This window comes from Sphingobium xenophagum, from assembly GCF_031457465.1.
GTDB classification, from domain to species: domain Bacteria; phylum Pseudomonadota; class Alphaproteobacteria; order Sphingomonadales; family Sphingomonadaceae; genus Sphingobium; species Sphingobium xenophagum_A.
In genome coordinates this window covers 43,836-68,767 of record NZ_JAVDWV010000002.1, presented here as the reverse complement: position 1 = coordinate 68,767, position 24,932 = coordinate 43,836, and the positions used below count along the sequence as shown (strand labels likewise).

The following is a 24,932-nucleotide window of genomic DNA, read 5'->3' as shown; positions in this document are numbered from 1 at the left end:
CCTTCGCGATTGGTCCCGCATCCCGGTGAAGCGGTGGCCCTGCCCCTGAGTGTTTCGACGCAATACGGACGTAGGCGATACCGGGAATATCGTTGTTAGCAGTTGTTAGGAAATATCTATGACGAAGCGCACAAGCGCCAAGTATAAACTCGACCGTCGCATGGGCGAGAACATCTGGGGCCGTCCCAAGTCGCCTGTCAATAAGCGCGAATATGGTCCGGGTCAGCATGGCCAGCGCCGCAAGGGCAAGGTGTCCGACTATGGCATCCAGCTGCGCGCCAAGCAGAAGCTCAAGGGCTATTATGGCGACATCACCGAGAAGCAGTTCAAGAAGAACTATTTCGAAGCGAGCCGCATGAAGGGCGACACCGGCCAGAACCTCATCGGTCTGCTGGAACGCCGCTTGGACGCCGTCGTCTATCGCGCCAAGTTCGCGCCGACCATCTTTTCGGCCCGCCAGATTGTTTCGCACGGCCACATCTATGTGAACGGCGTGAAGTGCAACATCGCGTCGCGTCTGGTGAAGCCGGGCGACGAGATCACGCTGGGCAAGAAGGCGCAGGAAATGGCGCTGGTGATGGAAGCACAGGCCCTGGCCGAGCGCGACATCCCCGACTATGTCGCCCCCGACGGCGCCGCGAAGGTCAGCTATGTCCGCGTACCGACGCTGGACGAAGTGCCTTATCCGGTGAAGATGGAACCGAACCTGGTCGTCGAATTCTATTCGCGCTAATCGGTTTTCCGACAGACTTACGAAAAAGGGCGGTTCCGCAAGGAGCCGCCCTTTTTCCATGGGGCGCTATTTCCCCGCCGCGAGCAGGAAGTCGGCGCTTTGCTGCAGCATGTCGGCACGCGCGTCGCTGTCGTTCAGGCTGTGCGCCAGCCCATCATAGATGACCAGGCGGCTGCGCTTGCCTGCGCCCGTAAGCTTGCTCTGCATGATTTTTGCCTGGCTGATGTCGACATTGCCGTCGTCAGTGCCATGGAACATCAGCACCGGCGCCCGAAATTGTGCGGCATGGCTGGAGGGTGAAGCGTCTTCGGCCTCCGGGCCGGTGCCCATGCGCTGCTGCTGAACGAGGTAACTGCTGTCATATTGCGCGCGGCGCAGCCGATCGCCGAAATCCGTGACAGGCGCGATGGCGACCACCGCCTTGAACAGATCGGGGTCGATGACCTGCGCCTGAAGCGCCGCATAGCCGCCATAGGACCAGCCCGCGATGGTCAACTTCACCGGGTCGGCAATGCCCTGTGCCACCAGCCAGCGTCCGGCATCTACGACGTCGCCGATTGCCTTGCGCCAAGAGCGATAGCCATTTTGCATCAGCCATTGCTCGCCAAAACCCGTCGATCCGCGAAATTGCGGCTGGATGACGGCGAAGCCTCGCGCCGCATAATATTGCACCAGCCAGTCGAAACCCCATTCGTCCCGCGACTCCGGCCCGCCATGGGGCAGGACGATAGCGGGCAGGCCCTTGGCGCTCTCCTTGCCGGGTGGCAAAGTCAAATAGGCAGGAATCGCAACGCCATCATTTGCCTTGAAACTGACAGATTGCATGGCAGCCAATTGGCGCCCGGCCAATTCAGGACGATCTGGCATAATGGGTGACAATTTACGGGCGGCGCGGTCGAACAGATAATATTGACCCGGATCGATGTCGCTGCCGGCCCAGACCAGCACGCGCTGCCCATCGCTGCTCATGTCGCCGATATGCACGGCCTTGTTACCCAATGCCTTGCTCAGCGATTTGACAAGAGCGTTAGCCGTCTTGTCGAAATAAACCGCTTCGCGATGCTCCACGACATAGCTGGCTCCCACGACCCGCCTATCGCGTCCCACCCGAATCAGTCCGGTGACATCGACTTGGGGATGGGCAAAGACCACTTTCTTTTCTTGGCTAGGATCAAGCGCGATCGAGACCAGCGCATCGCGCCCGTTTGTCTTTTCAAAGCCATAGGCGATGTTCTGCTGCGGATCGACGGCGAGGGGATAGAAGCCGCTATTGTCGCGCACGTCATAGGTGGAAAGGTCGTCCCAGCCCGACTTGCCTTGCGGACGATAGAGGAATTTATAGGTTCCCTTGGAATAGCCGGTTCCCTTGATCTCCTGCAGTCCCATGATTCGAACCGTGCCGATGCCGTCCGATATATAGTCCACTGCCAATTTCGTCGGTGTTTCAACGCGCTTGCCGTTACCAGTGCGTGTATCAATGCGGTCCACGCCCAGTCCCTCCAGCCGCTTCTCCACAAGGCTGCCGATCTTGGCTTCGGGGACATAGGAACGGCTCATCAATATCGCGCCGTCTTCGCCGGGCAGCAGGTCGACAATGTCACCGCCCCGAAAGTCGAATGAGAGCGCATTGCTGCCGCGACGCTGACTAAGCAACTTGGCGTTGCCGCCGGCCGCATCGACCGCGACGATGTTGCTGAATCCATAAACTTCGTCGCCGTAGCGGCTTTCGCCGTAAATTTTACAAGCCAGCCGATCGCTCGCGACCCAGTTACACCGGGACAGATATTCCGGCTTGCCGGTTGCTGTGGCCGCCACGGTCAGGTCAGCGCCCTCCCTTGCTTCCAGCACATAGGCTCGTGTCGACCGCCCCGGTCCTGCCGAAATCAGTGCAATCTTCTGGCCATCCGGCGAAATACTGGCGGAAATCACGGTTTCGCGCGCACCAAAGGCTTTGGCCAGGGCATCAGGCTGGGTTTGTGCCAGCGCGACCGGCGCGGTCGCGGTGGCCAGCGCCGCCATGACCATTGCCCTGCGATATCCGATCATGCCCATTCACTCCCCCATTGCCCCAGTAACAAATGGCTAGGCGAGCGCTGCAGACTTAGCAACGGCCTTGCTTGCCCTGTGTCCCGCACAGTGGCATCACCCTGCTATCACAAGAATAAAGGGTGCCTTTCATGCGTAGTTCCATTGCGGCGATTGCCGCCGTTCTCGCCCTTTCCGCCTGCGCCACCGATGGCATGGATGCGCCGCCAGCGTCGGTCGCTGCGGCACCCGATGCCGTCGAGCCGTCGATCGATACGATGAAGCGGCTGGTGCAGGAAATGTCGTCCGACGCTTATGAGGGCCGCGCGCCCGGCTCTGCGGGCGAGGAGAAGACGCTGGCGCTTTTGGTGGCGGAGTTCAGCAAGCTGGGGCTGAAGCCGGGCAATAAGGGCAGTTGGTTTCAGGACGTTCCGCTGGTCGAGATCAATGCCAAGAATGTATCGCCGCTGACCTTCACCGGCGGCAAGAGTGCCGTCAGCGCGACCTATGGCCCCGAAATGGTGGTCGGCACCTATCGCACGACCCAGCCGAAGATCGCGGTCAAGGATAGCCCGGTTGTGTTCGTGGGCTATGGCATCAATGCGCCCGAAAAGGGATGGAACGACTATGCCGGCGTGGATGTGAAGGGCAAGACCGTCATCATCCTGGTCAACGATCCCGACTATGAAGCGACGGGCCTGACCGGGCCGTTCAATGGTCGGGCGATGACTTATTATGGCCGCTGGACCTATAAATATGAGGAAGCGGCGCGGCAGGGCGCGGCCGCTGCGATTATCGTGCATGACACGGTGCCTGCCGCCTATGGCTGGAACGTCGTGCAATCGAGCTGGACCGGGGCGCAGCATGTCGCCGACAGTGCGGACGGCAATGCCAAGCAATCTTCGGCGATCGGCTGGATCCAAAAGGACAAGGCGGCGGCCTTGTTCGCCAGCGCCGGGCTGGACCTGACCGCGCAGATGGCGGCCGCCAAGCAGGCCGGGTTTAAGGCGGTGCCGCTGGGCGCGGTCAAGGCATCGGTGTCGTTCGACAATGATCTGCGCAGACATAGTTCGAAGAATGTGGTCGCTATGCTGCCCGGTAAGAGTCGGCCGGACGACTATGTCCTCTACAGCGCGCATTGGGACCATCTGGGTCGGTGCCAGGCCGCGCCCGATGGCGACGACATCTGCAACGGCGCGGTCGATAATGCGACCGGCACGGCGGCGCTGGTGGCGCTGGCGGAGGCTAATGTGAAGGCGGGGCCGACTGATCGCAGCCAATTGTTTCTGGCGGTGACGGCCGAGGAATCGGGGCTATTGGGGTCGGCCTATTATGGCAGCAATCCGGTGGTCCCGTTCAACCAGACCGTTGGGGGCGTCAATATGGATGCGCTGTCGGTCGCGGGCCTTGCCAAAAATGTGGTGGTGATCGGCAAGGGCAAGTCGCAGCTTGATGCCTATCTCGACCGCGCCTTGACCGCGCAGGGCCGGGTGGCAACGGTGGAGCCGACGCCGGAAAAGGGCTATTATTATCGCTCCGACCATTTCAGCTTCGCCAAGCACGGCCTGCCGATGCTCTATTTCGAAGGCGGCGAAGATCTGGTCAATGGCGGCACGGCGGCGGGCATGGCCGCAGCGGAGGATTATACCCAGAACCGCTACCATGGGCCGAAGGATGAATATGATCCCAATTGGGATTGGACCGGGGTGCTGGCCGACCTCAAACTCTATTATACGGTCGGCCGCGATCTGGCGAATACGACCGACTGGCCCAACTGGGTGGAGGGCGACGAATTTCGCGCCATCCGTGACAAGGACCGGGCGGGGAAATAGTCAATCAACAAAGCTACGTTCGCTTCGAGCGAAGTCGAGAAGCGGAAGCGCTGTGCCAGCGTTTCTCGACTTCGCTCGAAGCGAACAGCGATTTTGTGCGTCACTCACCGGCCGGGGCATAGGTCCAGTTCTGCGCCCGGCTGCCATCCATCTTCGCCGTTTCGGCCATGAGCAGGCGACCCTCGCGCCAGTAGCGGATGCGTTGCGGATAATCATGGGTAGGATTGGCGAAGCTGATGTCCCGCACCCCTTCGGCTATTGCCGGGAAAATGGTTGCGGGGCCGCCTTCGGGCGCGCCGTGAAAGGCAAGCGATCCGTCGGCCGCACGAACGATGCGCATGACTTCCCAGGATTGCAGCTTTTCCCCGCGCCCGGTGCGTCCCACGCCGATCATCACGCCGCCACGCGGTAGCGTCCACACCTCCTCGGTCCAGCGATCGTCGCGCGTCTGCACCCATTCGCCGGTCAGCCAGCCCGGCAACTCGCCTGCGCTGCCGTGGACAGGTAGCGCCAGCAGCAGCGCCGCTATGATCGTCGAAACTCTTCTCTTCATGGCTCCCGCCCTCTGTCCAGACCCGATCCGGCACGCTATGGAGCGCGCCTAACGCCCGCTATCACGGATCGGCCTTTACGCCGAGTAAGGACGACATTGCATGACTTTCCGTATGCCTGCCGAATGGGCACCGCACGACTGGACCTGGATCGGCTTTCCGACCAACCCGCAGGAATGGCCCGGCGCATTTGACGCCGCGCGCGCGCAGATCGCCGCCTTTGCCAGTGCGCTCCATGCTGAGGGACGCGGCGAAGAGGTGCGGCTGGTCGTGGCGAACGCGGGTGATGCCGACGCCGCGCGGGCCTTGGTTGCGCCGGGCGTGTCGATTGTCGTGCAACAATTGGGCGACGTCTGGCTGCGTGATACCGCGCCGATCGCCGTGCTGGACGGCAATGCGCGGGCGCTGGTCGACTTCGGCTTCAATGGCTGGGGCGGCAAATATCAGATGGCAGGCGACGAGGATATCGGCGCACGGCTGGCGGCGACCACCGGCTTGCCGACATCGACGCAGCAGTGGGTGTTCGAAGGCGGGGCGGTCGATACCGATGGCACGGGCCTGTTCGTGACCACCGAACAATGTCTGCTCCATCCCAATCGCAACCCGGACCTCGACCGGGGCAAGATCGAAACGCTGCTGGCCGGGAGCCTCGGCCTCTCCGACATGCTGTGGCTTGGCGATGGATTGCTGAACGATCACACCGACGGGCATGTCGACAATCTGGCGCGCTTCGTTGGCGAAGGGTTGCTGGCGCTGCCGATCGCGACGACGGAGGATGATCCCAATGCGGCAATCTATGCCGACGCGCGGGCGCGGGCGAGCGCGCATGGCGTGCGCGTGGTTGACATGCCTTCGCCGGGGTTGGTGATGGTCGATGGCGAGGCCATTCCGGCGAGCTATATGAATTTTTATGTCGGCAACGCGGCTGTCATCGTGCCCATTTATGGTCAGCCCAATGATCACGCGGCGCTCGATACGCTGGCCCCCTTCTTTCCGGGGCGGGATATTGTCGGGCTGCGGAGCGATGCCATATTGTCGGGTGGCGGCAGCTTTCATTGCTGCAGTCAGCAAATGCCCAGTGTTTAACATCAACCGTTCGGGCTGAGCGAAGTCGAAGCCCGCGCCTGAGCGCAAGCGAAGGCACCTCGCTATCGCTCGGTGGAGCCCTTCGGAAGGCTCAGGGCGAACGGAGAAACAGACGATATGACCAAAGTGACCGTTGCCGCGCTCCAGCTCAGCTTTTCGGACGATATGGGCGAGAATATCGCCAAGGTGGCTGAGCATGTGACCAAGGCCGCCGCGCGCGGGGCAAAGATCATCCTGCCGCCCGAATTGTTCGAAGGCCCCTATTTCTGCCGCGTCGAGGACGAAGCGCTGTTCGCGCTGGCGCAGCCGACCGACAGCCATCCGGCGGTGCAGGAGATGCGCAAGCTGGCCAAGGATCTGGGCGTTTATATCCCGACCAGCTATTTCGAGCGCGACGGGCAGCATCATTATAATTCGCTCGCGATGATCGACGATCAGGGCGAGATTATGGGCGTGTACCGCAAGAGCCATATTCCTGACGGGCCGGGTTATGAGGAAAAATATTATTTCCGCCCCGGCAATACCGGCTTCAAAGTGTGGCCGACCAAATATGGCACCATCGGCGTCGGCATTTGCTGGGACCAATGGTATCCCGAATGTGCGCGGGTGATGGCGCTGATGGGCGCGGAGATGCTGTTTTACCCGACCGCGATCGGATCGGAACCCTATGATGCGGACCTCGACACCAGCCGTATGTGGCGGCGCGCGATGATCGGCCATGCGGTCAGCAATTGCATGCCGGTGATCGCCGCCAACCGCATCGGCGAGGAGGATGGCCAGCGTTTCTACGGCCACAGCTTCATCAGCGACGAATGGGGCGACCTGATCGCCGATGGCGATGCTAAGGATTTCGGTGCGCTGGTGGCGACGCTGGACCTGGCGCAGGCGCGCACCCATCGCGCCGGCATGGGTTTCTTCCGCGATCGGCGGCCGGACCTATATGGGCGGATCGCGCAGGACATCTGACACGGCGCCCGGCGTCAGCGGCGGAAGCTCTCCGCCGCGGCGCAGGCGAGCTGGTCGGCGCGCTCATTTTCCGGGTGACCGGCATGGCCCTTGACCCATTGCCAGGTCACCTGATGCCGCGCGGTGGCTTGCACCAATAGCTGCCAGACTTCGGCATTTTTCACTGGCTTGCGATCAGCGGTTTTCCAGCCATTTTTCTGCCAGCCGAAAATCCATTTGGTGATGCCGTCCATCACATATTTGCTGTCGGTGTAGAGGGTCACGCGACAGGGCTTGCTCAGTGCATTGAGCGCCTCGACCGCCGCCATCATCTCCATCCGGTTGTTGGTGGTCTGCGCCTCGCCACCGGATATTTCCTTTTCCTTGTCGCCAAAGCGCAGCACCGCGCCCCAGCCGCCGGGGCCGGGATTGCCCTTGCACGCGCCATCGGTGAAAATCTCTACGGTGGGCAGGTCGGTCATGCTGTCTCCTCCGATCGCGTCGAAAGAGGCGACCGGATCATGGGTTATGCGCCGAGCAGGTCGGCTGCGTCGGCGTTGGCGTAGAAGTCGAGCCTGCGCAGATAGGCGAGCGGGTCTTTGCGCGTCACCAGTGCATCGGCGGGCGTGTTGATCCAGTCATAGGCGCGGGTCAGCAGGAAACGCAGCGCCGCGCCCCGGCACAGGACGGGGAAGGCGGCACGTTCCGCATCGGTCAGCCCGTGCGCCTGGGCATAGCCCGCACCCAACGCCTTCGCCCGGTCGCCAAAGAAGGTCGCGCCATCATGGCTGAACGTCCAGGCGCTATGGGTGATGGCCAGGTCATAGGCGCGGACATCCGTGCAACTGAAATAGAAGTCGATCAGGCCCGTGACCCGATCGCCTAGCATCAGCACATTGTCGGGAAACAGGTCGGCATGGATGACGCTGCGCGGCAGATCGGCGGGCCAATGGGCGTCGAGATACGCCAGTTCTTCGGTCACACGTGCGGCAAGGCCGGGGGCAATCTGGTCGAAATCCGCGCCGCATTTGCGCGCCAGATCATGCCAGCCCGCCTTGTCGAGCGCGTTGGGGCGCTTACCCGCAAAACCTTCGGCGGCGCGGTGCAATTCGCCAAGCGCTGCGCCCGCCGCGCGCGTTTGCGCCGGGGTCGGCTCGGTCACGGAAATGCCGGTCAGAAACTCGATCAGACAGGCGGGGCGTCCGGCGAGCTGCTGCAACCGCTGGCCGCTGCGATCGGCGATGAAGCGGGGGACAAGGCAGCCGCGCGCGCCCAGATGGTCGAGCAGGTCCATGAAGAAGGGCAGGTCGGCCTCATCCACCCGCTTTTCATAGAGGGTGAGGATGTAGCGATGGCCCGAACCATCCGCGCCGGTGGTTTCGAGCAGATAATTGCTGTTTTCGACCCCTTCGGCGATCCCCTTGGCGGAAACGAGGCGGCCTGCGTCATAGCGGGTGAGGAAGGCGTCGATCTCTTCGGCCGGAACCTGGGTATAGACGGCCATGGATCAGACTGCCTCCAACCCGCGCGGCAGTTTGAAAGCGATGCTTTCGCGCGCGGTTTCGACGATTTCCTCCGTCACCTCATAGCGCGCCGCGAGGCCATTCACGACTTCGCGCACCAATATTTCCGGTGCGGATGCGCCCGCAGTCAGGCCCAATGTCGTCACCCCGTCGAGCCAGTCGAAGTCGATTTCATCGGCGCGCTGGATCAGCCGGGCGCGGGTGCCTTCGCGCTCGGCGACCTCGACCAGTCGCAGCGAGTTGGAGCTATTGGGCGCGCCGATGACATAAAGCGCGTCGCAGCGAGGTGCGATCGCCTTGACCGATGTTTGGCGGTTGGAGGTGGCGTAGCAGATATCCTCGCCCTTGGGCGCGGCGATGTCGGGGAAGCGGCGCTGAAGGACGGCGACGATCGCGGCGGTATCGTCCACCGACAGGGTCGTTTGCGTCAGGAATGCCAGATTGTCGGGATCGGCCGGCGCAAAGGCTTCGGCATCCTCGACCGTTTCGATGAGCGTCATATAGCCGTCAGGCACCTGGCCGAACGTGCCGATGACTTCGGGATGGCCCTTATGGCCGATGAAGAGGATGTGGCGGCCAAGCTCCACCTGCCGTTCGGCCTGGCGGTGGACCTTGCTGACCAGGGGGCAGGTGGCGTCGAGATAGGACAGGCCACGCTCCTCCGCCTTGGCCGGGACCGCCTTTGGTACGCCATGGGCGGAAAAAACGACCGGCACGCCATCGGGCACCTGGTCCAGTTCCTCGACGAAGATCGCGCCCTTCGCCTTCAGGCTGTCCACCACATATTTGTTATGGACGATTTCATGGCGGACATAGACCGGCGCGCCATAGGCTTCGATCGCCTTTTCCACGATGATGATGGCGCGGTCGACCCCGGCGCAAAAGCCGCGCGGGGCGGCGATCAAAAGGGTCATTGGCGGGCGGGCGGCGGTTGGCTCGGTCATGTGTTCGCGCTTAGGCGAATGTAGGCCACGAGGAAAGCCGCTTCCTTCCGGTTGCGCGGGCGGCGGCGGATGGATAAGGAAGCGCGATGCTTTCGGCCGATGGGCCATGCCAAGGATTATCTGCCTGTGCCAAGGAACGTTTGTCTGTCTCGTATCGCCTTGACCGCCGTGCTGGCTTTGGCGCTGGCGGGATGTTCGCGCCGGGGAGAAATCGACGCGACTGGCGGCATCGTCGCGGTGCGGTCAGCCTGCCCGGTGGCGGCGGTGCCCGCCTATACGGGTGACATCACGCTGTTCAACCCGGCCAACAGCACCGATGCCTCGGCGATCGACGTGGTGGCGAACATCACCGACCTGCGATCGACCTGCGCGGATGGCGCGCAATTCTATACCGAAGCGACCTTCACAGTGAACGCCCGGCGCAGCGACGCCAGCGCGGCGCGGCAGGTGACGCTGCCCTATTATTCCGCCGTGGTGCGCGGCGGCAATGCGGTGGTCGCTAAGCGAGTGGGCCAGGTGACGCTCAATTTCGCGCCCGGCGACTATCGCGCCAGCGTGCAGGCGAAAGCCGCATCCTATGTCGAAAAATCCTCGGCCACGCTGCCTGCGGATATTCAGGCGAAGATCGTCCAAAAGCGCAAGGCCGGCGACGCTGACGCCGCGATCGACCCCTTTGCCCAGCCCGATGTCAAGGCGGCGCTGTTGCGAACCAGTTTCGAACTGCTGGTCGGGTTCAACCTGACCCAGGATCAGTTGCGCTATAACGCGACCCGTTAAGGGCGAACTTATTACTCCGTTCGCCCTGAGCTTGTCGAAGAGGCGGTCCTTCCCGAAAAGGGAAGGACAGGGATGGAAGCGTTCCCCGGCGAAGGCCGGGGTCCAGTCCCGCGCCCTGAACTGGACCCCGGCCTTCGCCGGGGAACAAGGGGAGACTCGTGGTAGAGGCCCCGCTGTTTTCGAGGAAATGTCCGTGTCCCTTTACACCCGTTTTACCGCTCATCTCGATGCCGTGCTCGACGCGCTGGAGGCTGAGGGCGTGCTGCCCGCTGGCCTCAACCGCAAGCCGGTAACAGTTGAGCCGCCGCGCGATCCCAGCCATGGCGACATGGCGACCAATGCGGCGATGGTGCTGGCGAAGCCTGCTGGCACCAATCCGCGCGCCTTGGCCGAAGCGATCGTTACCAAGCTGCAAGCGCTCGAAGAGGTGGAAAGCGCCTCTATCGCCGGGCCGGGCTTCATCAACTTGACGCTGACGGATGCGACATGGCGCGCGGAACTCGCGGCGATCCAGACCGAGAGCGACGATTATGGCCGGTCCGATGTCGGGCAGGGCGTCACCGTCAATATCGAATATGTCTCCGCCAACCCGACCGGCCCCATGCATATGGGCCATTGCCGCGGCGCAGTGGTGGGCGACGCGCTTGCGACCTTGCTCGAATATGCCGGGCATAAGGTGATCCGCGAATATTATATCAATGACGCGGGCGGCCAGGTCGATGTCCTCGCCCGGTCGGCGCATCTGCGCTACCGCGAAGCGCTGGGCGAAACGATCGCCATCCCCGAAGGCCTGTATCCGGGCGATTATCTGGTGCCAGTTGGTCAAGCCTTGGCCGCCGAATATGGCGACCGGTTCGTGGGCGCGCCGGAGGGTGATTGGCTGGCGACATTCCGCACCTTCGCCGTGGCCAAGATGATGGACATGATCCGCGACGATCTTGCCCTGCTCGGCATCCATCATGACATCTTCTCGTCCGAGGCGGCGTTGCAGGCGGCAGGCAAGCCGGAACAGGCCGAAGCCTGGCTGCGGGCGCAGGATCTGGTCTATGATGGCGTGCTGGAAGCGCCCAAGGGCGAACTGCCCGACGATTGGGAACCGGTCGAACTGCCGCTGTTCCGCTCGACCAAGTTCGGCGACGATCAGGACCGGCCTATCAAGAAGTCGAACGGCAGTTGGACCTATTTCGGTGCCGACATGGCCTATCATTATCAGAAGGCACAGAGCGCGGACCAGTTGATCGACATCTGGGGCGCGGACCATGCCGGGACCGTCAAGCGCATCCAGGCGGCGGTCGCAGCGCTGACCGAGGGCAAGGCGCGGTTCGACGTTAAGCTCATTCAGATGGTCCGCCTGCTGCGCGATGGCGAGCCGGTGAAGATGTCCAAGCGCGCGGGCAATTTCGTAACGCTCGCCGATGTCGTGGGCGAAGTGGGCAAGGATGTCGTCCGCTTCACCATGCTGACGCGCAAGGCCGACGCGCAGATGGATTTCGACTTTGCCAAGGTGGTGGAAGCCTCGAAGGACAACCCCGTCTTCTACGTCCAATATGCCCATGCGCGCATTTCTTCGCTCGGACGGCGGACGCAGGAGGCGGGGATTGCACTTCCCGCAGCCGACCTGTCCCTTCTTGGGACGGCCGAATTGGGACTGGTCAAGCTCGCCGCGCAATTTCCGCGCGTGGTGGAAGGGGCAGCGCAGATGCGTGAGCCGCACCGTATTGCCTTCTATCTCAATGACTTGGCGTCCGCGTTCCATGGCTGGTGGAATATGGGCAATGACGATCCGCGCGCGCGGGTGATCCTGGCCGACGATCCGGCGATGACGGCGGCACGGCTTTCCCTGGCGCAGGGAATAGGGCAGATTATCCGCAATGGGCTGGCCCTGATGGGCGTGGTCGCACTGACCGAAATGCAGTGAATGAAAGCGGAGTGAAGTGACGATGAGCGACTATGGGCGCGGTCGACTCGATTTCGACGACGAGGACCGGCTGCCCTGGCTGGAGCCGGCAATCGACGATACGGAACCGGAAAATCTCTCTCCGCTGCGCCTGCTCGGCCTGATCCTGCTGGGCCTCATGCTGGTGGGTGCGGTCGTCGCTGGCGTGTGGTGGGTGCAGAATCGTAGCGGCGCTAATCCGGCTGGCGAAGGGCAATTGATCGCCGCGCCGCCGCAGGACTATAAGATCGCCGCAAACGAAGCCGATGCGCGCAAGTTCGATGGCGAGGGCGACGCCAGCTTTGCCGCCAGCGAGGGCGTCGCGCGCGACGGGCGGATCGACCCCAGCCGCGTGCCCGAAACGCCGATGGCCAAGGGCACGCCTGCGCCCACCGGGACCAAGCCGGTCGTGCCAGTGAAGCCTGCGCAAAGCGTCTCCGCGCCAGTGACCGACGGCACGAGCGACACGCCCGTTGCCGCCACCAAAGCGGCGAGCGGCGGGGCGATGATCCAACTGGGCGCCTATGGCAGCGCGGCGGGCGCCAAGGATGCGTGGAGTCGCCTGTCCAAGCGCTTCGCCTATCTCGCGCCCCTCGCCATGACCGTCGAACCGGCACAAGTTGGCGGCGGCACCGTCTATCGCCTGCGCGCCAGCGCGGGTAGCCAGGCGAGCGTGATTTGCGGCAAACTCAAGGTGGCGGGCGAAAGCTGCCTGATGGTGAACTAGGATCGGATAAAGCCCTTCGACAGAAGGGCCGCACATCGTTACCGTCGATGCCATGAAGCCTGTCATTTTCGGCCTGCCCGGCCCAGTCCTGACCCCTGATGAGCGCGCCTTCTTTGCCGAGGCGCAGCCCGCGGGCTATATCCTGTTCAAGCGCAACATCGTCGATCGGGCGCAACTGCGCGCGCTGACCGACGATCTGCGCGCGCTGCATGGGCGCGACGACCTGCTGATCATGATCGATCAGGAAGGCGGCCGCGTCGCGCGAATGGTGCCGCCGGTCTGGCCAGCCTTTCCGCCCGGCGCTGTGTTTGATCGCCTCTATGACGTCGCGCCGTCGAGTGCGATTGCGGCGGTGCGGGCCAATGCCCATGCCATCGCCCTGACGCTGGCGGACGTCGGCATCACCGTCGATGCGCTGCCGTTGCTTGATGTGCGGCAGGATGGCGCAAGCGACATCATGGGCGACCGGACGTTGGGGGCCGAGCCGATGCGGGTGGCGGCGCTGGGCCGCGCGACGCTGGAGGGGCTGGCGCAGGGCGGCGTGGTCGGCATCGTCAAACATATGCCGGGGCATGGTCGCGCCCTGGTCGATAGCCATCTGGAATTGCCGGTGGTGAAGGCGGACCTTAATGCGCTGGAAACCGACCTTGGCCCGTTCCGCACACTGAACTGGGCACCTATGGGGATGACGGCGCATGTCGTCTATACCGCCTGGGATGCAGAGCAGCCCGCCAGTCTGTCGCCCAAAGTGATCGGCGGGATCATCCGAGATGCCATCGGCTTTGACGGACTGCTGATGTCCGACGATCTCGACATGAAGGCGCTGGATGGCAGCATCGCGGAATTGGCCGCGGGCGTGGTTGCGGCGGGATGCGACCTGGCGCTCAACTGCTGGGGGCGGATGGACGATATGGTCGCCATCGCTGCCGCCTTGCCCGATATGCGAGCGGAGTCCCGCCTACGGCTCGATCGCGCGATGGCCAGCGCCTCGCGCGGCGCGGATCAGCCGCCGCTCGAAGCGCTGCTGGCGACGCGCGACCGGCTGCTGGAACCGGTCGCGGCCTGATCGCCTCAGCCGCCGCCGGGTGAATTATGGCCACCGGCGGGCACGGGACCGCCGCTTGGCGCATGGCCATGATCGGGATTGCTGTCCCATTCGATATGATAGAGGTCGAAGCGCCGGTCACGCAGGTTGCGGACGGTCCCTTCCGCCCGCGCCCAGCTCAGGTCGGCCAGGTTCACATCGGCCATCGTCAGCGTCTCGACATTCTCGGTCGATTCGGCCGCAATGCCATCGCGCGCAAAGGGCAGGTCGCACGGCGTCAGGATCGCGCTCTGGGCATATTGAATGTCCATATTGTCGACATTGGGCAGATTGCCGACATTGCCCGACATCACGACATAGCATTGATTCTCGATCGCCCGCGCCTGCGCGCAATAGCGCACCCGCATATAGCCCAGCCGCGAATCGGTGCAGAAGGGCACGAAGATGATCCGCGCGCCTTGATCGACCAGTCGCCGCGCCAGTTCGGGAAATTCGCTATCATAGCAGATGAGGACGCCGATCGGCCCGCAGTCGGTTTGAATCACGTCGAGCGAATCGCCACCCTTGATGTTCCACCAGAAGGATTCGTTCGGGGTGGGGTGGATCTTTTCCTGCGTGTGGACGGAGCCATCGCGCAGCGCGACATAGGCGATATTCTGAATGTCGCCATCGTCTGCGCGCGTCGGGTGGGAGCCGCCGATGATGTTGATATTATATTGCAGCGCCATCCGCGTCAGTTCCTTGGTCAGGCGCGGGGTGTAGCTGGTGAGCTTGTCGATCGCCTCCATCGGATTGAGCTTCTTGGTCTCGAACGACAGCAGGGGCAGGGTGAAAAGCTCAGGGAAGACGATGAAGTCGGAGCGATAATCCGCTGCGACATCGACGAAATATTCGATATTACGCACGAACCCCTCGAAATCCTCGACCGCGCGCGCCTGCAACTGGCAGGTGGCCAGGCGGACGCTCTCGACGCCGCGCGGCACGCGCATTTCGGGCGCTTCGTCGGGATCGACATAGGGGTTGCGCCAGACGAGATGTGCGGCGTGGCCATCGGACTGCTTGTCTTCGGGCAGATAATTTTCCAGCACGCCCAGCGGCTCGAACTGGTTCTTGAGCTGGAAGCTGACGACCTGATCGCGGATTTTGCCCGCGGCGACCTTGTCCAGATAATCCTTGGGGCCTTCGACCTTGCGCTTGGCGCGCAGATAGCCAGGCATCCGGCCGGCAATGACGATGCCGTGCAGGTCGAGCTGCTCTGCTAGCTCTTTGCGCTCGTCATAGAGGCGCTGGCCGATGCGCAGGCCGCGCAGCTTGGGGTCCACCGCCATCTCATAGCCATAGAGCCATTCGCCCGCGGCGCTGTGGCGCGTGCCAAAGCCGTTGGCGGTGATTTCCTCCCAATCATGCCACGCAAAGGCCATGCCCTTGCTGACCCGCATCGTCGCGCAATAGCCCACGACCTTGTTATCGTAGAGCGCGACGAAGCAGCCATCGGGGAAATTGTTGATCTGGCCGCGCACGGTGGCGGGGGAATAATTGGGCAGGCCCGGATAGACGCGGGCGATAAGCCGGATGATTGCGCGCACGTCGGTCGGCACCGCCGGGCGTACCTCAAGGCGTTTCTGAGTGGCTGTCGTCATGGCTTCATTCCCTAGGCGCGATGGTTATGGAAAAGGCGGCACCGATAGTCGGCACCGCCTCATTCCGTTTCCGTACTGAAAGCGTCAGACGCCTATCAGTTCCACTTGGCCATTTCGGCTTCCAGATTGACGCGGATCTGTTCGAAGAACTGCTCCGTCGTCATCCACGCCTGTTCCGGGCCGATCAGCAGCGCCAGATCCTTGGTCATCGCGCCATCTTCGACGGTCTTGATGCAGACGCGCTCCAGCGTTTCGGCGAATTTGGTGACTTCGGGCGTACCGTCGAACTTGCCGCGGAAGGACAGGCCCTGCGTCCAGGCAAAGATCGACGCGATCGGGTTTGTCGAGGTCGCCTTGCCCTGCTGATGCTGGCGATAATGGCGGGTGACGGTGCCATGCGCGGCTTCCGCTTCGACCGTCTTGCCGTCGGGCGAGAGCAGGACGGAGGTCATCAGGCCGAGCGAACCGAAGCCCTGCGCGACGGTGTCCGACTGGACGTCGCCGTCGTAATTCTTGCAGGCCCAGACGAACTTGCCGCTCCACTTGAGCGCGGACGCGACCATGTCGTCGATCAGGCGATGCTCATAGACGATGCCCGCCGCCCTGAACTTGTCGGCGAATTCGGCGTCAAACACTTCCTGGAACAGATCCTTGAAGCGGCCGTCATAGGCCTTGAGGATGGTGTTCTTGGTCGAAAGGTACAGCGGCCATCCGCGATCGAGCGCATAGTTCATGCTCGCCTTGGCGAAATCGCGGATCGAATCGTCGAGGTTGTACATGCCCATGGCGACGCCGGGGCTGGGGAAGTCGAACACTTCTTTTTCGATCTTCTCGCCATTTTCGCCGTCCCAGATCAGGCGCAGCTTGCCGGGGCCGGGGACGAGGAAGTCGGTGGCCTTATATTGGTCGCCAAAAGCGTGACGGCCGATGACGATCGGGTCGGTCCAGCCGGGGACCAGGCGGGGGACGTTCTTGATCACGATGGGCTCGCGGAACACGACACCGCCCAGAATGTTGCGGATCGTGCCGTTGGGCGACTTCCACATCGATTTGAGGTTGAATTCCTCGACGCGCTGTTCGTCAGGGGTGATGGTGGCGCACTTCACGCCGACGCCATATTGCTTGATCGCATTGGCGCAATCGACCGTGATCTGGTCGTTCGTCTCGTCGCGCTTCTGGACGGACAGGTCATAATATTTGAGGTCAATGTCGAGATAAGGGAGGATCAGCCGTTCGCGGATCCATTCCCAGATGATCCGGGTCATTTCATCGCCGTCAATCTCTACGACCGGGTTCTTCACCTTGATCTTCGCCATGCGCCTGTTCGCCTTCTTCATCGTGGGTGGATTTGGCAATCGCCCTAGGCAAAGCGTGCAGAATGTTCAACTGCGCACGCACAGTTATATGACAGAGCGGAGCCTTCGCCGGGATCGGCCGTTGTCAGGGGGAAGCTCTCTCCCTAAAGATGGTGGCCATGGACAATAACGAAATCACGATCGCCGCTGGCGGCAATGTCAAATGGCGCTTTCCCTCTGTTCATCCGGAAGGGATGAAATTCGGCCTGATCGCGGTCGCGATCACGGCGCTCCTGTTCCTTATGGGATGGGAGGTGCTGGGATGGCTGATGCTGATGGTGACGATCTGGGTCTTCGCCTTCTTCCGCGATCCCGTTCGCGCCGTGCCGCAGGATGAAGGCGCGATCATTGCCCCCGCCGATGGCCTCGTCACGCTGATCCAGCGCGTACCGCCGCCGCGCGAAATGGCGGGCGTCGATGGTCTTGGCGATCAGCCGATGATCCGCGTGTCCATTTTCATGAGCGTGTTTGACGTCCATATCAATCGGACGCCGATCGGCGGCACGATCAAGTCGGTCGTCTATATTTCGGGCAAATTCCTCAATGCCGATCTCGACAAGGCGAGCGAGGATAATGAGCGCCAGCATATTTTGGTCGAACGGCATGACGGCGTGCGCATCGGCTTTACCCAGATTGCGGGCCTGGTCGCGCGCCGGATCGTCCCATTCGTCAAGCACGGCGACATGGTCGCGGCGGGGCAGCGGATCGGCCTCATTCGCTTCGGCAGCCGCGTTGATGTCTATCTGCCCGCCGGGACCGCGCCGCGTGTGATTCTGGGCCAGCGCACCATCGCCGGGGAAACCATCCTGGGGCAAATGGGTGATCGCCGGGTCGTTGCCGGTATTCAACAATGAGGCGGCGGCGCGTCGTGCCGCAGGGCATGCGCCGGGGTATCACCCTGCGCATGCTCGCCCCCAATGCGGTGACGGCGATGGCTTTGTGCTTCGGCCTGACCGGCGTGCGCTATGGCATATCGGGCGATTGGGAGCGGGCCGTGCTGTCGATCATCTTTGCCGGTGTGCTGGATGGACTGGATGGCCGGATCGCGCGGATGTTGCGGGGGGAAAGCCGATTCGGCGCGGAACTGGACTCCCTGTCCGATTCGATCGCGTTCGGCGTTGCGCCTGCCTTGATCCTCTATCTCTGGTCGTTGCACGCCATGCCGAAATTCGGCTGGATTTTCGCGCTGGCCCATGCCTTGTCCTGCGCGCTGCGCCTGGCGCGCTTCAACGCCAATATCGACGCGGAACAACAGCCGCATAAATCCGCAGGCTTCATGACCGGCGTGCCCGCACCGGCCGGGGCGGGGCTGTCCTTCGTGCCGCTTTATCTGTGGTTGGTAACGGGCGAAGATCTGTTCCGCGCCTGGTATGTCGTGGCGCCCTGGACGGCGTTCGTCGCATTCCTGATGATCTCCAACATCGCGACCTATAGCTGGTCGGCGCTGCGGTTGCGCAAGCGTATCCGGTTGGAAGTCATTGCCTTTGCCGGGTTGCTGGCGGCGTTGCTGGTCACCGATCCCTGGCTAACGCTTCTGTTGCTCTGCGCCGTCTATGTGGCGCTGATCCCGTTCGGCATCATCTCCTATGCCAAGGTCGTGCGGAGTCGCGAGGCGGAACCGCCAACGCCTGCCTCATAAATGATCAGGCCGCGAAAACGCCGTTCGGTACTCGGACGGCGGAAACGCGGACTGCATCGGCGGCGCGGGGGCGACGGATACGCACATGGTAAACAGGGGTGTGGGGGATCGGCTCGAACTGGAGCGCGGCGATCATCTTGTCATGATAGAGTAGGAACATCCATGCGATGGTTCCTACGGCCATCAGGAATGCGCCAAGAAACAGGGTCGCTGCAACGAATGTGAACATCAACGTCACTTTCCATCTTGCCATTTGCACGGCTGGCCTCACTATGACGGTTTCAACGGCAGCGAACCGCCTTTGTTCCGTTTGTTCACTTTATGTTCCGGTTTGCGGCGCAAGTCAAGCCTTGCACATTATTTTCTGCGGCGTTAAAGGCGCGCCTCATTCCACATGGGAATCATCATATCCGGTGCTGGCAGTGGCCTTTCAGGCTCTCTGCGGTTCCCGATTCCCAGAGGCATTAACCGGAAGGAGATTATCTTATGGCGGCTCCTGTTGTCACCATGCACCAATTGATCGACGCTGGCGCGCATTTCGGCCACCAGACCCATCGCTGGAATCCGCGCATGAAGCCGTATATCTTCGGCGAGCGCAACGGCATTCACATCCTTGACCTGTCGCAGACCGTGCCCCTGTTCGGCCGCGCGCTCGACTTCGTGTCGGGTACGGTTGCCGCCGGTGGCAAGGTGCTGTTCGTCGGCACCAAGCGCCAGGCGCAGGACCCGATCGCCGAGGCCGCGCGCAAGTCCGGCCAGCATTTCGTCAACCATCGCTGGTTGGGCGGCATGCTCACCAACTGGAAGACGATTTCCGGTTCGATCAAGCGTTTGAAGACCCTTGAGGAAAAGCTGCAGGGTGACACCCACGGCCTGACCAAGAAGGAAGTGCTTCAGATGACGCGCGAGCATGAGAAGCTCGAAATGTCGCTCGGCGGCATTCGCGACATGGGCGGCATTCCCGATGTCATGTTCGTGATCGACGCGAACAAGGAAGAACTGGCGATCAAGGAAGCCAACACGCTGGGTATCCCGGTCGTCGCGATCCTCGATTCGAACGTCTCGCCCGACGGCATCGCTTTCCCGGTTCCCGCGAACGATGACGCCAGCCGCGCCATCCGCCTCTATTGCGACGCCATTGCGGCCGCCGCGACCAAGGGCAACCGTGGTGCGCAGCAGGCTTCGGGCGTCGACCTGGGCGCGATGGACGAGCCGATGGCGGAAGAGGTTGTCGCCGAAGCCTAAGAGCGTCGCGCAACTGAAAGAATGACAGGCTAGGGCGCGCTCTTTCAGAGACGCGCCCTGCCGCATATTTGAACCACACTGATTTAGGAGCCGAAACATGGCCGATATTACCGCCGCTTCCGTCAAGGAACTTCGCGACCGTTCGGGCGCGGGCATGATGGATTGCAAGAAGGCGCTCACCGAAGCCAATGGCGACATCGAAGCAGCAACCGACTGGTTGCGCGCCAAGGGTCTGGCCGCTGCGCAGAAGAAGTCGAGCCGTACCGCGGCCGAAGGTCTGGTCGGCGTTGCCGTCGCCGGGACCAAGGGTGTCGCCGTCGAAGTGAACAGCGAAACCGACTTCGTCGCCAAGAACGAACAGTTCCAGGATTTCGTCCGCACCGTCTCGACGATCGCGCTCGAAACCGGCGCTGCCGACGCTGAAGCGCTGTCGGCCGCTGCTTATCCGTCGGGCGGCACCGTCGCTGAAAAGCTGGTCGCCAACATCGCCACCATCGGCGAGAATCAGACCGTGCGTCGCGTCGGCCATGTCGAAGTGAGCCAGGGCGTCGTCGTTCCCTACGTCCACAATGCTGCGGCACCGGGCCTCGGCAAGATCGGCGTGCTGGTCGCGCTGGAAGGCGATGCGTCGGCTGAGGTCATGGAGCCTTTGGGCAAGCAGATCGCGATGCACATCGCCGCTGCCTTCCCGCTGGCGCTGGCCGCGTCGGACATCGACCCTTCGCTGCTGGAGCGTGAACGCGCGATCGCTGCTGAAAAGGCTGCCGAATCGGGCAAGCCCGCCGAGATCGTCGCCAAGATGGTCGACGGTGCGGTGGCCAAGTTCGCCAAGGAAAATGCCCTGCTCTCGCAGCTGTTCGTGATGGACAACAAGACCCCGGTCGCCGACGTCGTTGCCAAGGCTGCCAAGGAAGCCGGCGCGTCGATCAGCCTCAAGGGCTATGTCCGCTTCCAGCTTGGCGAAGGCATCGAAAAGGAAGTCAGCGACTTCGCGGCGGAAGTCGCGGCTGCTGCTGGCGTCTGACTGCTAGCTGGTCCTAACAGAATGGGAAAGGGCACCCCAAAAGGGTGCCCTTTGTCGTTTTGGGATCTTTCCCGGCGATGCGCTTGCGATCAGGCGAGCGCTCCCAGCCGACGCCATCGAGACAGGTCGGTATCGAGGAAAGTTGCGGCTCTACGGCGCAAGTCGCTGGCTTGTGTGTCGATGGAGGACAGGCGACCAGCGGCGGTCAGGCTGCGCTGCACCCTCTCCGCCAGCATGATCGGGTCGGTTCAGTCCGGCATTGATAACCAGGCGTCCAGCAGCGCAAGCTCTACGGCGCTGACAGGAATGGCGGACCCCAGAGCCGCAGCAGCGATATGGGTATAGCCGACACCTTTCGCGGCACCCTCTGCAATGACGCGATTGAGGCGCATGGCGGCGTCTGGCATATGAACCCCGGCAGGGGCCGTCGCCAGACACTGGCCATGCAACAACAGGGCCAGCACATTCAGGGCATTAGCCAAGCCCTGCCGCCGCATGGCAGGCAAATCAAGGATGTCGGCAATGGACGCTGGCCCCTCCGCCAGGGCATCGACGACCTCTTGAAAAGCGGGGCGTTGCAGGCTGATTTACGCAAAGCTGGTCTTGACGTCCAGCGCGGCACCTTGCGGTGACGTAAGCAGGTGTAACTGCATCTGGCCGAGCGCGTCCATGTCACGCCCCTGCTGGCTATGCGTTGCCGATGCGTCATCCCGGCGGTGGCGGAAAATATCACGCCGGAAAGACTGGTTGATGATGAAGTCCTGAATATCCTGCCGCAGCGAATCTACCGATTGTTCTTCGATCATCTGGCGCAGCGCAGGAGGCAGGCCGGTGGGTAGCAGTGTTTCTGCGATCGTGGCGGTGCCGACGAAGCCCAGGCCAGCGCGATCCAGTTCCGCCGCGACTTCCGACGCCCAAAATGGGTGCCAGCCTTCATGCATGAACTCATGGATCACATAGTTGGGGCTTTGCTTTTTCACCGCAGCGACCCGCGCTTTAAGGCCGGGCAAAATCTGGAAGGTGCTGGCGCCGCCAGCCGCCATTCGGTCGAAAATCTCAATGGACTGACGCAGAACGTCCGTGCTTGGCTGGTCGCTGGTTTCGCGCATCAGGCGGGTAATGTGCCGAAACGGCATGGACCCCAGCCAGCCGGGTTGCCCATTATAGGCCACATAAACCAGCGCGCCCGGTGCGGTCGCATGGGCCAGGCAATTGACGAGCGCAGCCCGCACCGGCGCAGAAATCCAGCTATAGACGCCATGTAGTGTCACATAGTCGAACCGCCCGAATTTTTCCGGCCAGTCGCTCGCGAGTTGGACAAAATCGCCGTCACTAAAATATATATTGTCGAGGCCTGCCGCGGCCGCGACGGCACGGGCATGGTCAATATGGTCGGGCAGGAAGTCCACGCCCACAAAATCACCCTATGGATTAGCGGCGGCCAACAGGCATAGCCCTATCCCTTGACCACAGCCCAGTTCCAGATAGCGAAAACGCTGGCCGGGCGTTGTCCGGGGTGGTTCTTGCCCTCCCAGACGCGCGCATAGGTCCATCCAGTCAGGCGCCATCTCATGCCGGAATCCATAGGTATAGCCTTCCGATACATCATAGCCGTGCGACCAGTCGTTCATTGTCGGCTTTCCTGTTTCCGTCTGTAAATGGCGGTGCGCCCGATCAACTCCCTAGGCGCGGGGATGTGACAATTCAGTGACGCAAGCGTAAAAGGGAGCAAGCGAAAGCTGTCTTTAGACATAAACGCCCCTTGGCTTTCGGACCACAGCCGCCTAGTGTCCGGCCGCCCATCCCTCCCAGATTCAAGGATTCTAGCCCGCATGAAACGGCCCGCCTTCAAGCGCATCCTGCTGAAACTGTCGGGCGAAGTATTGATGGGGCAGGGGCAGTTCGGCATCGAGCCGGAAACGGTCAACCGCGTGGCGGGTGAAATCGCGGCGGCCAAGGATGCGGGCTTTGAACTCTGCGTCGTCGTGGGTGGCGGCAACATCTTCCGCGGCCTTGCCGGCGCGGCCAAGGGGTTCGACCGGACCAGTGCCGATTATATGGGCATGCTGGCGACGGTCATGAATGCGCTGGCAGTGCAGAATGCGCTGGAAAAGCTGGGCTATGACACGCGCGTCCAGTCGGCCATCCCGATGGCGTCGGTGTGCGAACCCTATATCCGGCGCAAGGCGGTGCGGCATATGGAAAAGGGCCGGATCGTCATCTTCGCGGCGGGCACCGGCAACCCCTTCTTCACGACCGACACGACGGCAGCCCTGCGGGCCGCCGAAATGAATTGCGACGCGATTTTCAAGGGCACCAGCGTTGATGGCGTCTATAATGCCGACCCCAAAAAGGTAGCCGACGCAACCCGCTATGACGAGATCAGCTTCGACCAGGTGCTGACCGATAACCTAAAGGTTATGGACGCAAGCGCCATTGCCCTTTGCCGCGAAAATAATATCCCCATCGTCGTGTTCAACATCCGCGAAACCGGCAACCTGGCGACAGTGTTGGCGGGGCAGGGCGTGGCGACGATTGTGCATAATCAGGAGCGCTGACATCATGGCCCAATATGACAAATCCGATCTGGAACGCCGCATGGCCGGTGCCGTCGAATCGCTGCGCGGCGATCTGTCCGGCCTGCGTACCGGCCGCGCCAATGTGATGCTGCTCGATCCGGTGACTGTCACCGTTTATGGCGCATCCATGCCGCTCAATCAGGTGGCCACCGTATCCGCCCCCGAACCGCGCATGCTGTCGGTCCAGGTGTGGGACAAGACCAATGTCGGCCCAGTCGACAAGGCGATCCGTTCGGCAGGCCTTGGCCTCAATCCCATCACTGATGGTCAGACGCTGCGTCTGCCAATCCCCGACCTCACCGAAGACCGGCGCAAGGAACTGGCCAAGCTCGCCAGCAAATATGCCGAGGGTGCACGCATCGCTGTACGCAATGTGCGTCGCGACGGCATGGACAGCCTGAAAGCCGATGAGAAAAAGGGCGAAATCAGCGAGGATGAGCGCAAGCGCCTGGAAACCGAAGTCCAGAAACTGACCGACAGCATCATCGCCGACATCGACGCCGCTGCGACGTCGAAGGAAAAGGAAATCCTCGGCCAGTAAGCCGGGGCTTTCCTTTCGTGGCCATTGCCCGCATCCTGATCTGATGGCCACGCAAGCCAAACCCGACCTGACCAGCACCGCGCCTGCCCATGGCGCGCGCCATGTCGCCATCATCATGGATGGCAATGGCCGCTGGGCCAAGAAGCGCCTGCTCCCGCGCATCGCCGGTCATCGTGCCGGGGTGGAAGCGGTGCGCCGGATCGCGCGCGCAGCCCGCGACATGGGGCTGGAATGCCTGACGCTCTACGCTTTCTCTTCCGAGAACTGGAAGCGTCCGCCGAGCGAAGTGGCTGACCTGATGGGCCTGCTGCGCCATTTCATCCAGGCGGATCTGGACGAATTTCACGCCAATGGCGTCCGGCTGCGGGTGATCGGCAATTATCGCGTTCTCGACCCGTCGTTGGTCGATCTGATCGAGGCCGCCGTTGCCCGTACCGCCGCCAATAGCGGCCCGGTGATCGCCATCGCGCTCAACTATGGCGCGCAGGACGAGATGGTCCGCGCTGCCCGGTGCCTCGCCCAGCGCGTCGCGCGCGGTGAGATGCACGCGGACGAGATCGGCGTGGAAACGATCGGCGCGGCGCTCGATACCGCCGACCTGCCACCGCTCGACCTGCTGATCCGCACGTCGGGCGAACAACGGCTGAGCAATTTCATGCTGTGGCAGGCGGCCTATGCCGAACTCTATTTTACCGACATGCTCTGGCCCGACTTCGATGCCGCCGAATTGGGACGCGCACTCGACGCTTTTCGTATGAGGGACCGCCGCTTCGGCGGGTTGTAAG

Annotated in this window: 26 protein-coding genes; 15 read left to right on the top strand and 11 right to left on the bottom strand. The window is 62.4% G+C overall.

The features are described from left to right. Positions 1-118: 118 nt before the first annotated feature. On the top strand, positions 119-733 hold the full coding sequence (gene rpsD, locus J2W40_RS01910; protein ID WP_037476595.1) for a 30S ribosomal protein S4: 615 nt from the start codon (positions 119-121) through the stop codon (positions 731-733). Positions 734-799: 66 nt separating this feature from the next. Here rpsD and J2W40_RS01905 read toward each other — a convergent pair whose 3' ends face one another. Next, entirely contained in the window at positions 800-2,758 is a 1,959-nt protein-coding gene (locus J2W40_RS01905) for an alpha/beta hydrolase family protein (protein WP_310221949.1), read from the bottom strand. Between the two features lie 152 nt (positions 2,759-2,910). Here J2W40_RS01905 and J2W40_RS01900 point away from each other — a divergent pair, with 152 nt between their 5' ends. Beyond that, entirely contained in the window at positions 2,911-4,590 is a 1,680-nt protein-coding gene (locus J2W40_RS01900; RefSeq protein WP_310221612.1) for a M28 family peptidase, read from the top strand. 100 nt (positions 4,591-4,690) lie between these two features. On the opposite strand, the gene J2W40_RS01895 is transcribed toward J2W40_RS01900, so the two are convergent. Beyond that, complete coding sequence (locus J2W40_RS01895) at positions 4,691-5,143, bottom strand: DUF6265 family protein (protein WP_310221610.1); 453 nt, start codon at positions 5,141-5,143, stop codon at positions 4,691-4,693. A 100-nt stretch (positions 5,144-5,243) separates the two neighbouring features. Between J2W40_RS01895 and J2W40_RS01890 the strand changes: the two genes are divergently transcribed. Together J2W40_RS01890 and aguB are read left to right on the top strand one after the other, a co-directional pair. Further along, the gene (locus tag J2W40_RS01890) at positions 5,244-6,227 is read left to right on the top strand and encodes an agmatine deiminase family protein (protein ID WP_310221609.1); all 984 of its coding nucleotides are present in this window, start codon (positions 5,244-5,246) and stop codon (positions 6,225-6,227) included. Positions 6,228-6,344: 117 nt separating this feature from the next. Beyond that, positions 6,345-7,193, top strand: a complete 849-nt coding sequence (gene aguB / locus J2W40_RS01885; protein ID WP_310221607.1) for an N-carbamoylputrescine amidase — start codon at positions 6,345-6,347, stop codon at positions 7,191-7,193. A gap of 14 nt (positions 7,194-7,207) precedes the next feature. On the opposite strand, the gene rnhA is transcribed toward aguB, so the two are convergent. From rnhA to ispH, 3 genes are read right to left on the bottom strand one after another with little or no spacing between them, the layout of a single operon-like run. Next, the gene (rnhA, locus tag J2W40_RS01880) at positions 7,208-7,654 is read right to left on the bottom strand and encodes a ribonuclease HI (RefSeq protein WP_310221605.1); all 447 of its coding nucleotides are present in this window, start codon (positions 7,652-7,654) and stop codon (positions 7,208-7,210) included. Positions 7,655-7,698: 44 nt separating this feature from the next. Beyond that, complete coding sequence (gene thrB, locus J2W40_RS01875; RefSeq protein ID WP_310221603.1) at positions 7,699-8,676, bottom strand: homoserine kinase; 978 nt, start codon at positions 8,674-8,676, stop codon at positions 7,699-7,701. A gap of 3 nt (positions 8,677-8,679) precedes the next feature. Next, the gene (gene ispH / locus J2W40_RS01870) at positions 8,680-9,639 is read right to left on the bottom strand and encodes a 4-hydroxy-3-methylbut-2-enyl diphosphate reductase (RefSeq protein WP_310221601.1); all 960 of its coding nucleotides are present in this window, start codon (positions 9,637-9,639) and stop codon (positions 8,680-8,682) included. A 168-nt stretch (positions 9,640-9,807) separates the two neighbouring features. Here ispH and J2W40_RS01865 point away from each other — a divergent pair, with 168 nt between their 5' ends. The 4 genes from J2W40_RS01865 (at position 9,808) to J2W40_RS01850 (ending at position 14,145) form a co-directional block, all read left to right on the top strand. Further along, the gene (locus tag J2W40_RS01865) at positions 9,808-10,416 is read left to right on the top strand and encodes a hypothetical protein (RefSeq protein WP_310221948.1); all 609 of its coding nucleotides are present in this window, start codon (positions 9,808-9,810) and stop codon (positions 10,414-10,416) included. Positions 10,417-10,609: 193 nt separating this feature from the next. Beyond that, positions 10,610-12,334 (top strand): arginine--tRNA ligase, encoded by a 1,725-nt coding sequence (gene argS / locus J2W40_RS01860; RefSeq protein ID WP_310221599.1) that lies wholly within the window; start codon positions 10,610-10,612, stop codon positions 12,332-12,334. A gap of 22 nt (positions 12,335-12,356) precedes the next feature. Then, positions 12,357-13,079, top strand: a complete 723-nt coding sequence (locus tag J2W40_RS01855) for an SPOR domain-containing protein (protein WP_310221597.1) — start codon at positions 12,357-12,359, stop codon at positions 13,077-13,079. 52 nt (positions 13,080-13,131) lie between these two features. After that, positions 13,132-14,145 (top strand): glycoside hydrolase family 3 N-terminal domain-containing protein, encoded by a 1,014-nt coding sequence (locus J2W40_RS01850; RefSeq protein WP_310221595.1) that lies wholly within the window; start codon positions 13,132-13,134, stop codon positions 14,143-14,145. A gap of 5 nt (positions 14,146-14,150) precedes the next feature. On the opposite strand, the gene J2W40_RS01845 is transcribed toward J2W40_RS01850, so the two are convergent. Together J2W40_RS01845 and J2W40_RS01840 are read right to left on the bottom strand one after the other, a co-directional pair. After that, the gene (locus J2W40_RS01845; protein ID WP_037480474.1) at positions 14,151-15,764 is read right to left on the bottom strand and encodes a bifunctional GNAT family N-acetyltransferase/carbon-nitrogen hydrolase family protein; all 1,614 of its coding nucleotides are present in this window, start codon (positions 15,762-15,764) and stop codon (positions 14,151-14,153) included. Between the two features lie 95 nt (positions 15,765-15,859). Then, the gene (locus J2W40_RS01840; protein ID WP_310221592.1) at positions 15,860-17,080 is read right to left on the bottom strand and encodes an NADP-dependent isocitrate dehydrogenase; all 1,221 of its coding nucleotides are present in this window, start codon (positions 17,078-17,080) and stop codon (positions 15,860-15,862) included. 158 nt (positions 17,081-17,238) lie between these two features. Between J2W40_RS01840 and J2W40_RS01835 the strand changes: the two genes are divergently transcribed. Both J2W40_RS01835 and J2W40_RS01830 read left to right on the top strand, forming a co-directional pair. After that, on the top strand, positions 17,239-17,973 hold the full coding sequence (locus J2W40_RS01835) for a phosphatidylserine decarboxylase (RefSeq protein ID WP_310221590.1): 735 nt from the start codon (positions 17,239-17,241) through the stop codon (positions 17,971-17,973). Continuing rightward, positions 17,970-18,758, top strand: a complete 789-nt coding sequence (locus J2W40_RS01830) for a CDP-alcohol phosphatidyltransferase family protein (RefSeq protein ID WP_310221588.1) — start codon at positions 17,970-17,972, stop codon at positions 18,756-18,758. Before J2W40_RS01835 ends, J2W40_RS01830 begins: the two co-directional genes overlap by 4 nt. A gap of 4 nt (positions 18,759-18,762) precedes the next feature. Here J2W40_RS01830 and J2W40_RS01825 read toward each other — a convergent pair whose 3' ends face one another. Then, positions 18,763-18,987: a hypothetical protein gene (locus J2W40_RS01825; protein ID WP_310221586.1), complete on the bottom strand. Its 225-nt coding sequence runs from the start codon at positions 18,985-18,987 to the stop codon at positions 18,763-18,765. Between the two features lie 257 nt (positions 18,988-19,244). Between J2W40_RS01825 and rpsB the strand changes: the two genes are divergently transcribed. Both rpsB and tsf read left to right on the top strand, forming a co-directional pair. Further along, positions 19,245-20,003, top strand: coding sequence for a 30S ribosomal protein S2 (gene rpsB, locus J2W40_RS01820; protein WP_043152929.1), 759 nt, complete (start codon positions 19,245-19,247; stop codon positions 20,001-20,003). Between the two features lie 97 nt (positions 20,004-20,100). Then, positions 20,101-21,027 carry a translation elongation factor Ts gene (gene tsf, locus J2W40_RS01815; RefSeq protein ID WP_037472056.1) on the top strand — a complete coding sequence of 309 codons (927 nt, stop codon included), beginning with the start codon at positions 20,101-20,103 and terminating at the stop codon, positions 21,025-21,027. Between the two features lie 89 nt (positions 21,028-21,116). Here tsf and J2W40_RS01810 read toward each other — a convergent pair whose 3' ends face one another. From J2W40_RS01810 to J2W40_RS01800, 3 genes are all read right to left on the bottom strand, one after another. After that, positions 21,117-21,263: a hypothetical protein gene (locus J2W40_RS01810; RefSeq protein WP_310221578.1), complete on the bottom strand. Its 147-nt coding sequence runs from the start codon at positions 21,261-21,263 to the stop codon at positions 21,117-21,119. Positions 21,264-21,275: 12 nt separating this feature from the next. Continuing rightward, entirely contained in the window at positions 21,276-21,509 is a 234-nt protein-coding gene (locus J2W40_RS01805) for a hypothetical protein (protein WP_310221575.1), read from the bottom strand. Positions 21,510-21,614: 105 nt separating this feature from the next. Continuing rightward, positions 21,615-22,442: a methyltransferase regulatory domain-containing protein gene (locus tag J2W40_RS01800; protein WP_310221572.1), complete on the bottom strand. Its 828-nt coding sequence runs from the start codon at positions 22,440-22,442 to the stop codon at positions 21,615-21,617. A gap of 417 nt (positions 22,443-22,859) precedes the next feature. Between J2W40_RS01800 and pyrH the strand changes: the two genes are divergently transcribed. The 3 genes from pyrH to J2W40_RS01785 are packed head-to-tail and all read left to right on the top strand — an operon-like array spanning position 22,860 to position 24,931. Next, positions 22,860-23,585 carry a UMP kinase gene (pyrH, locus tag J2W40_RS01795; protein WP_310221570.1) on the top strand — a complete coding sequence of 242 codons (726 nt, stop codon included), beginning with the start codon at positions 22,860-22,862 and terminating at the stop codon, positions 23,583-23,585. 4 nt (positions 23,586-23,589) lie between these two features. Beyond that, positions 23,590-24,147: a ribosome recycling factor gene (frr, locus tag J2W40_RS01790; protein ID WP_037472049.1), complete on the top strand. Its 558-nt coding sequence runs from the start codon at positions 23,590-23,592 to the stop codon at positions 24,145-24,147. A 43-nt stretch (positions 24,148-24,190) separates the two neighbouring features. Next, the gene (locus J2W40_RS01785) at positions 24,191-24,931 is read left to right on the top strand and encodes an isoprenyl transferase (RefSeq protein ID WP_310221567.1); all 741 of its coding nucleotides are present in this window, start codon (positions 24,191-24,193) and stop codon (positions 24,929-24,931) included. The last annotated feature ends 1 nt before the right edge of the window (position 24,932 follow it).

Bases quoted from the DNA above. Each gene is read 5' to 3' on its own strand.
- rpsD (WP_037476595.1), top strand. From the start codon at position 119: ATGACGAAGCGCACAAGCGCCAAGTATAAACTCGACCGTCGCATGGGC.
- J2W40_RS01905 (WP_310221949.1), bottom strand. From the start codon at position 2,758: ATGGTCATGGCGGCGCTGGCCACCGCGACCGCGCCGGTCGCGCTGGCA.
- J2W40_RS01900 (WP_310221612.1), top strand. From the start codon at position 2,911: ATGCGTAGTTCCATTGCGGCGATTGCCGCCGTTCTCGCCCTTTCCGCC.
- J2W40_RS01895 (WP_310221610.1), bottom strand. From the start codon at position 5,143: ATGAAGAGAAGAGTTTCGACGATCATAGCGGCGCTGCTGCTGGCGCTA.
- J2W40_RS01890 (WP_310221609.1), top strand. From the start codon at position 5,244: ATGACTTTCCGTATGCCTGCCGAATGGGCACCGCACGACTGGACCTGG.
- aguB (WP_310221607.1), top strand. From the start codon at position 6,345: ATGACCAAAGTGACCGTTGCCGCGCTCCAGCTCAGCTTTTCGGACGAT.
- rnhA (WP_310221605.1), bottom strand. From the start codon at position 7,654: ATGACCGACCTGCCCACCGTAGAGATTTTCACCGATGGCGCGTGCAAG.
- thrB (WP_310221603.1), bottom strand. From the start codon at position 8,676: ATGGCCGTCTATACCCAGGTTCCGGCCGAAGAGATCGACGCCTTCCTC.
- ispH (WP_310221601.1), bottom strand. From the start codon at position 9,639: ATGACCGAGCCAACCGCCGCCCGCCCGCCAATGACCCTTTTGATCGCC.
- J2W40_RS01855 (WP_310221597.1), top strand. From the start codon at position 12,357: ATGAGCGACTATGGGCGCGGTCGACTCGATTTCGACGACGAGGACCGG.
- J2W40_RS01850 (WP_310221595.1), top strand. From the start codon at position 13,132: ATGAAGCCTGTCATTTTCGGCCTGCCCGGCCCAGTCCTGACCCCTGAT.
- J2W40_RS01845 (WP_037480474.1), bottom strand. From the start codon at position 15,764: ATGACGACAGCCACTCAGAAACGCCTTGAGGTACGCCCGGCGGTGCCG.
- J2W40_RS01840 (WP_310221592.1), bottom strand. From the start codon at position 17,080: ATGGCGAAGATCAAGGTGAAGAACCCGGTCGTAGAGATTGACGGCGAT.
- J2W40_RS01835 (WP_310221590.1), top strand. From the start codon at position 17,239: ATGGACAATAACGAAATCACGATCGCCGCTGGCGGCAATGTCAAATGG.
- J2W40_RS01830 (WP_310221588.1), top strand. From the start codon at position 17,970: ATGAGGCGGCGGCGCGTCGTGCCGCAGGGCATGCGCCGGGGTATCACC.
- J2W40_RS01825 (WP_310221586.1), bottom strand. From the start codon at position 18,987: ATGTTCACATTCGTTGCAGCGACCCTGTTTCTTGGCGCATTCCTGATG.
- rpsB (WP_043152929.1), top strand. From the start codon at position 19,245: ATGGCGGCTCCTGTTGTCACCATGCACCAATTGATCGACGCTGGCGCG.
- tsf (WP_037472056.1), top strand. From the start codon at position 20,101: ATGGCCGATATTACCGCCGCTTCCGTCAAGGAACTTCGCGACCGTTCG.
- J2W40_RS01810 (WP_310221578.1), bottom strand. From the start codon at position 21,263: ATGCTGGCGGAGAGGGTGCAGCGCAGCCTGACCGCCGCTGGTCGCCTG.
- pyrH (WP_310221570.1), top strand. From the start codon at position 22,860: ATGAAACGGCCCGCCTTCAAGCGCATCCTGCTGAAACTGTCGGGCGAA.
- frr (WP_037472049.1), top strand. From the start codon at position 23,590: ATGGCCCAATATGACAAATCCGATCTGGAACGCCGCATGGCCGGTGCC.
- J2W40_RS01785 (WP_310221567.1), top strand. From the start codon at position 24,191: ATGGCCACGCAAGCCAAACCCGACCTGACCAGCACCGCGCCTGCCCAT.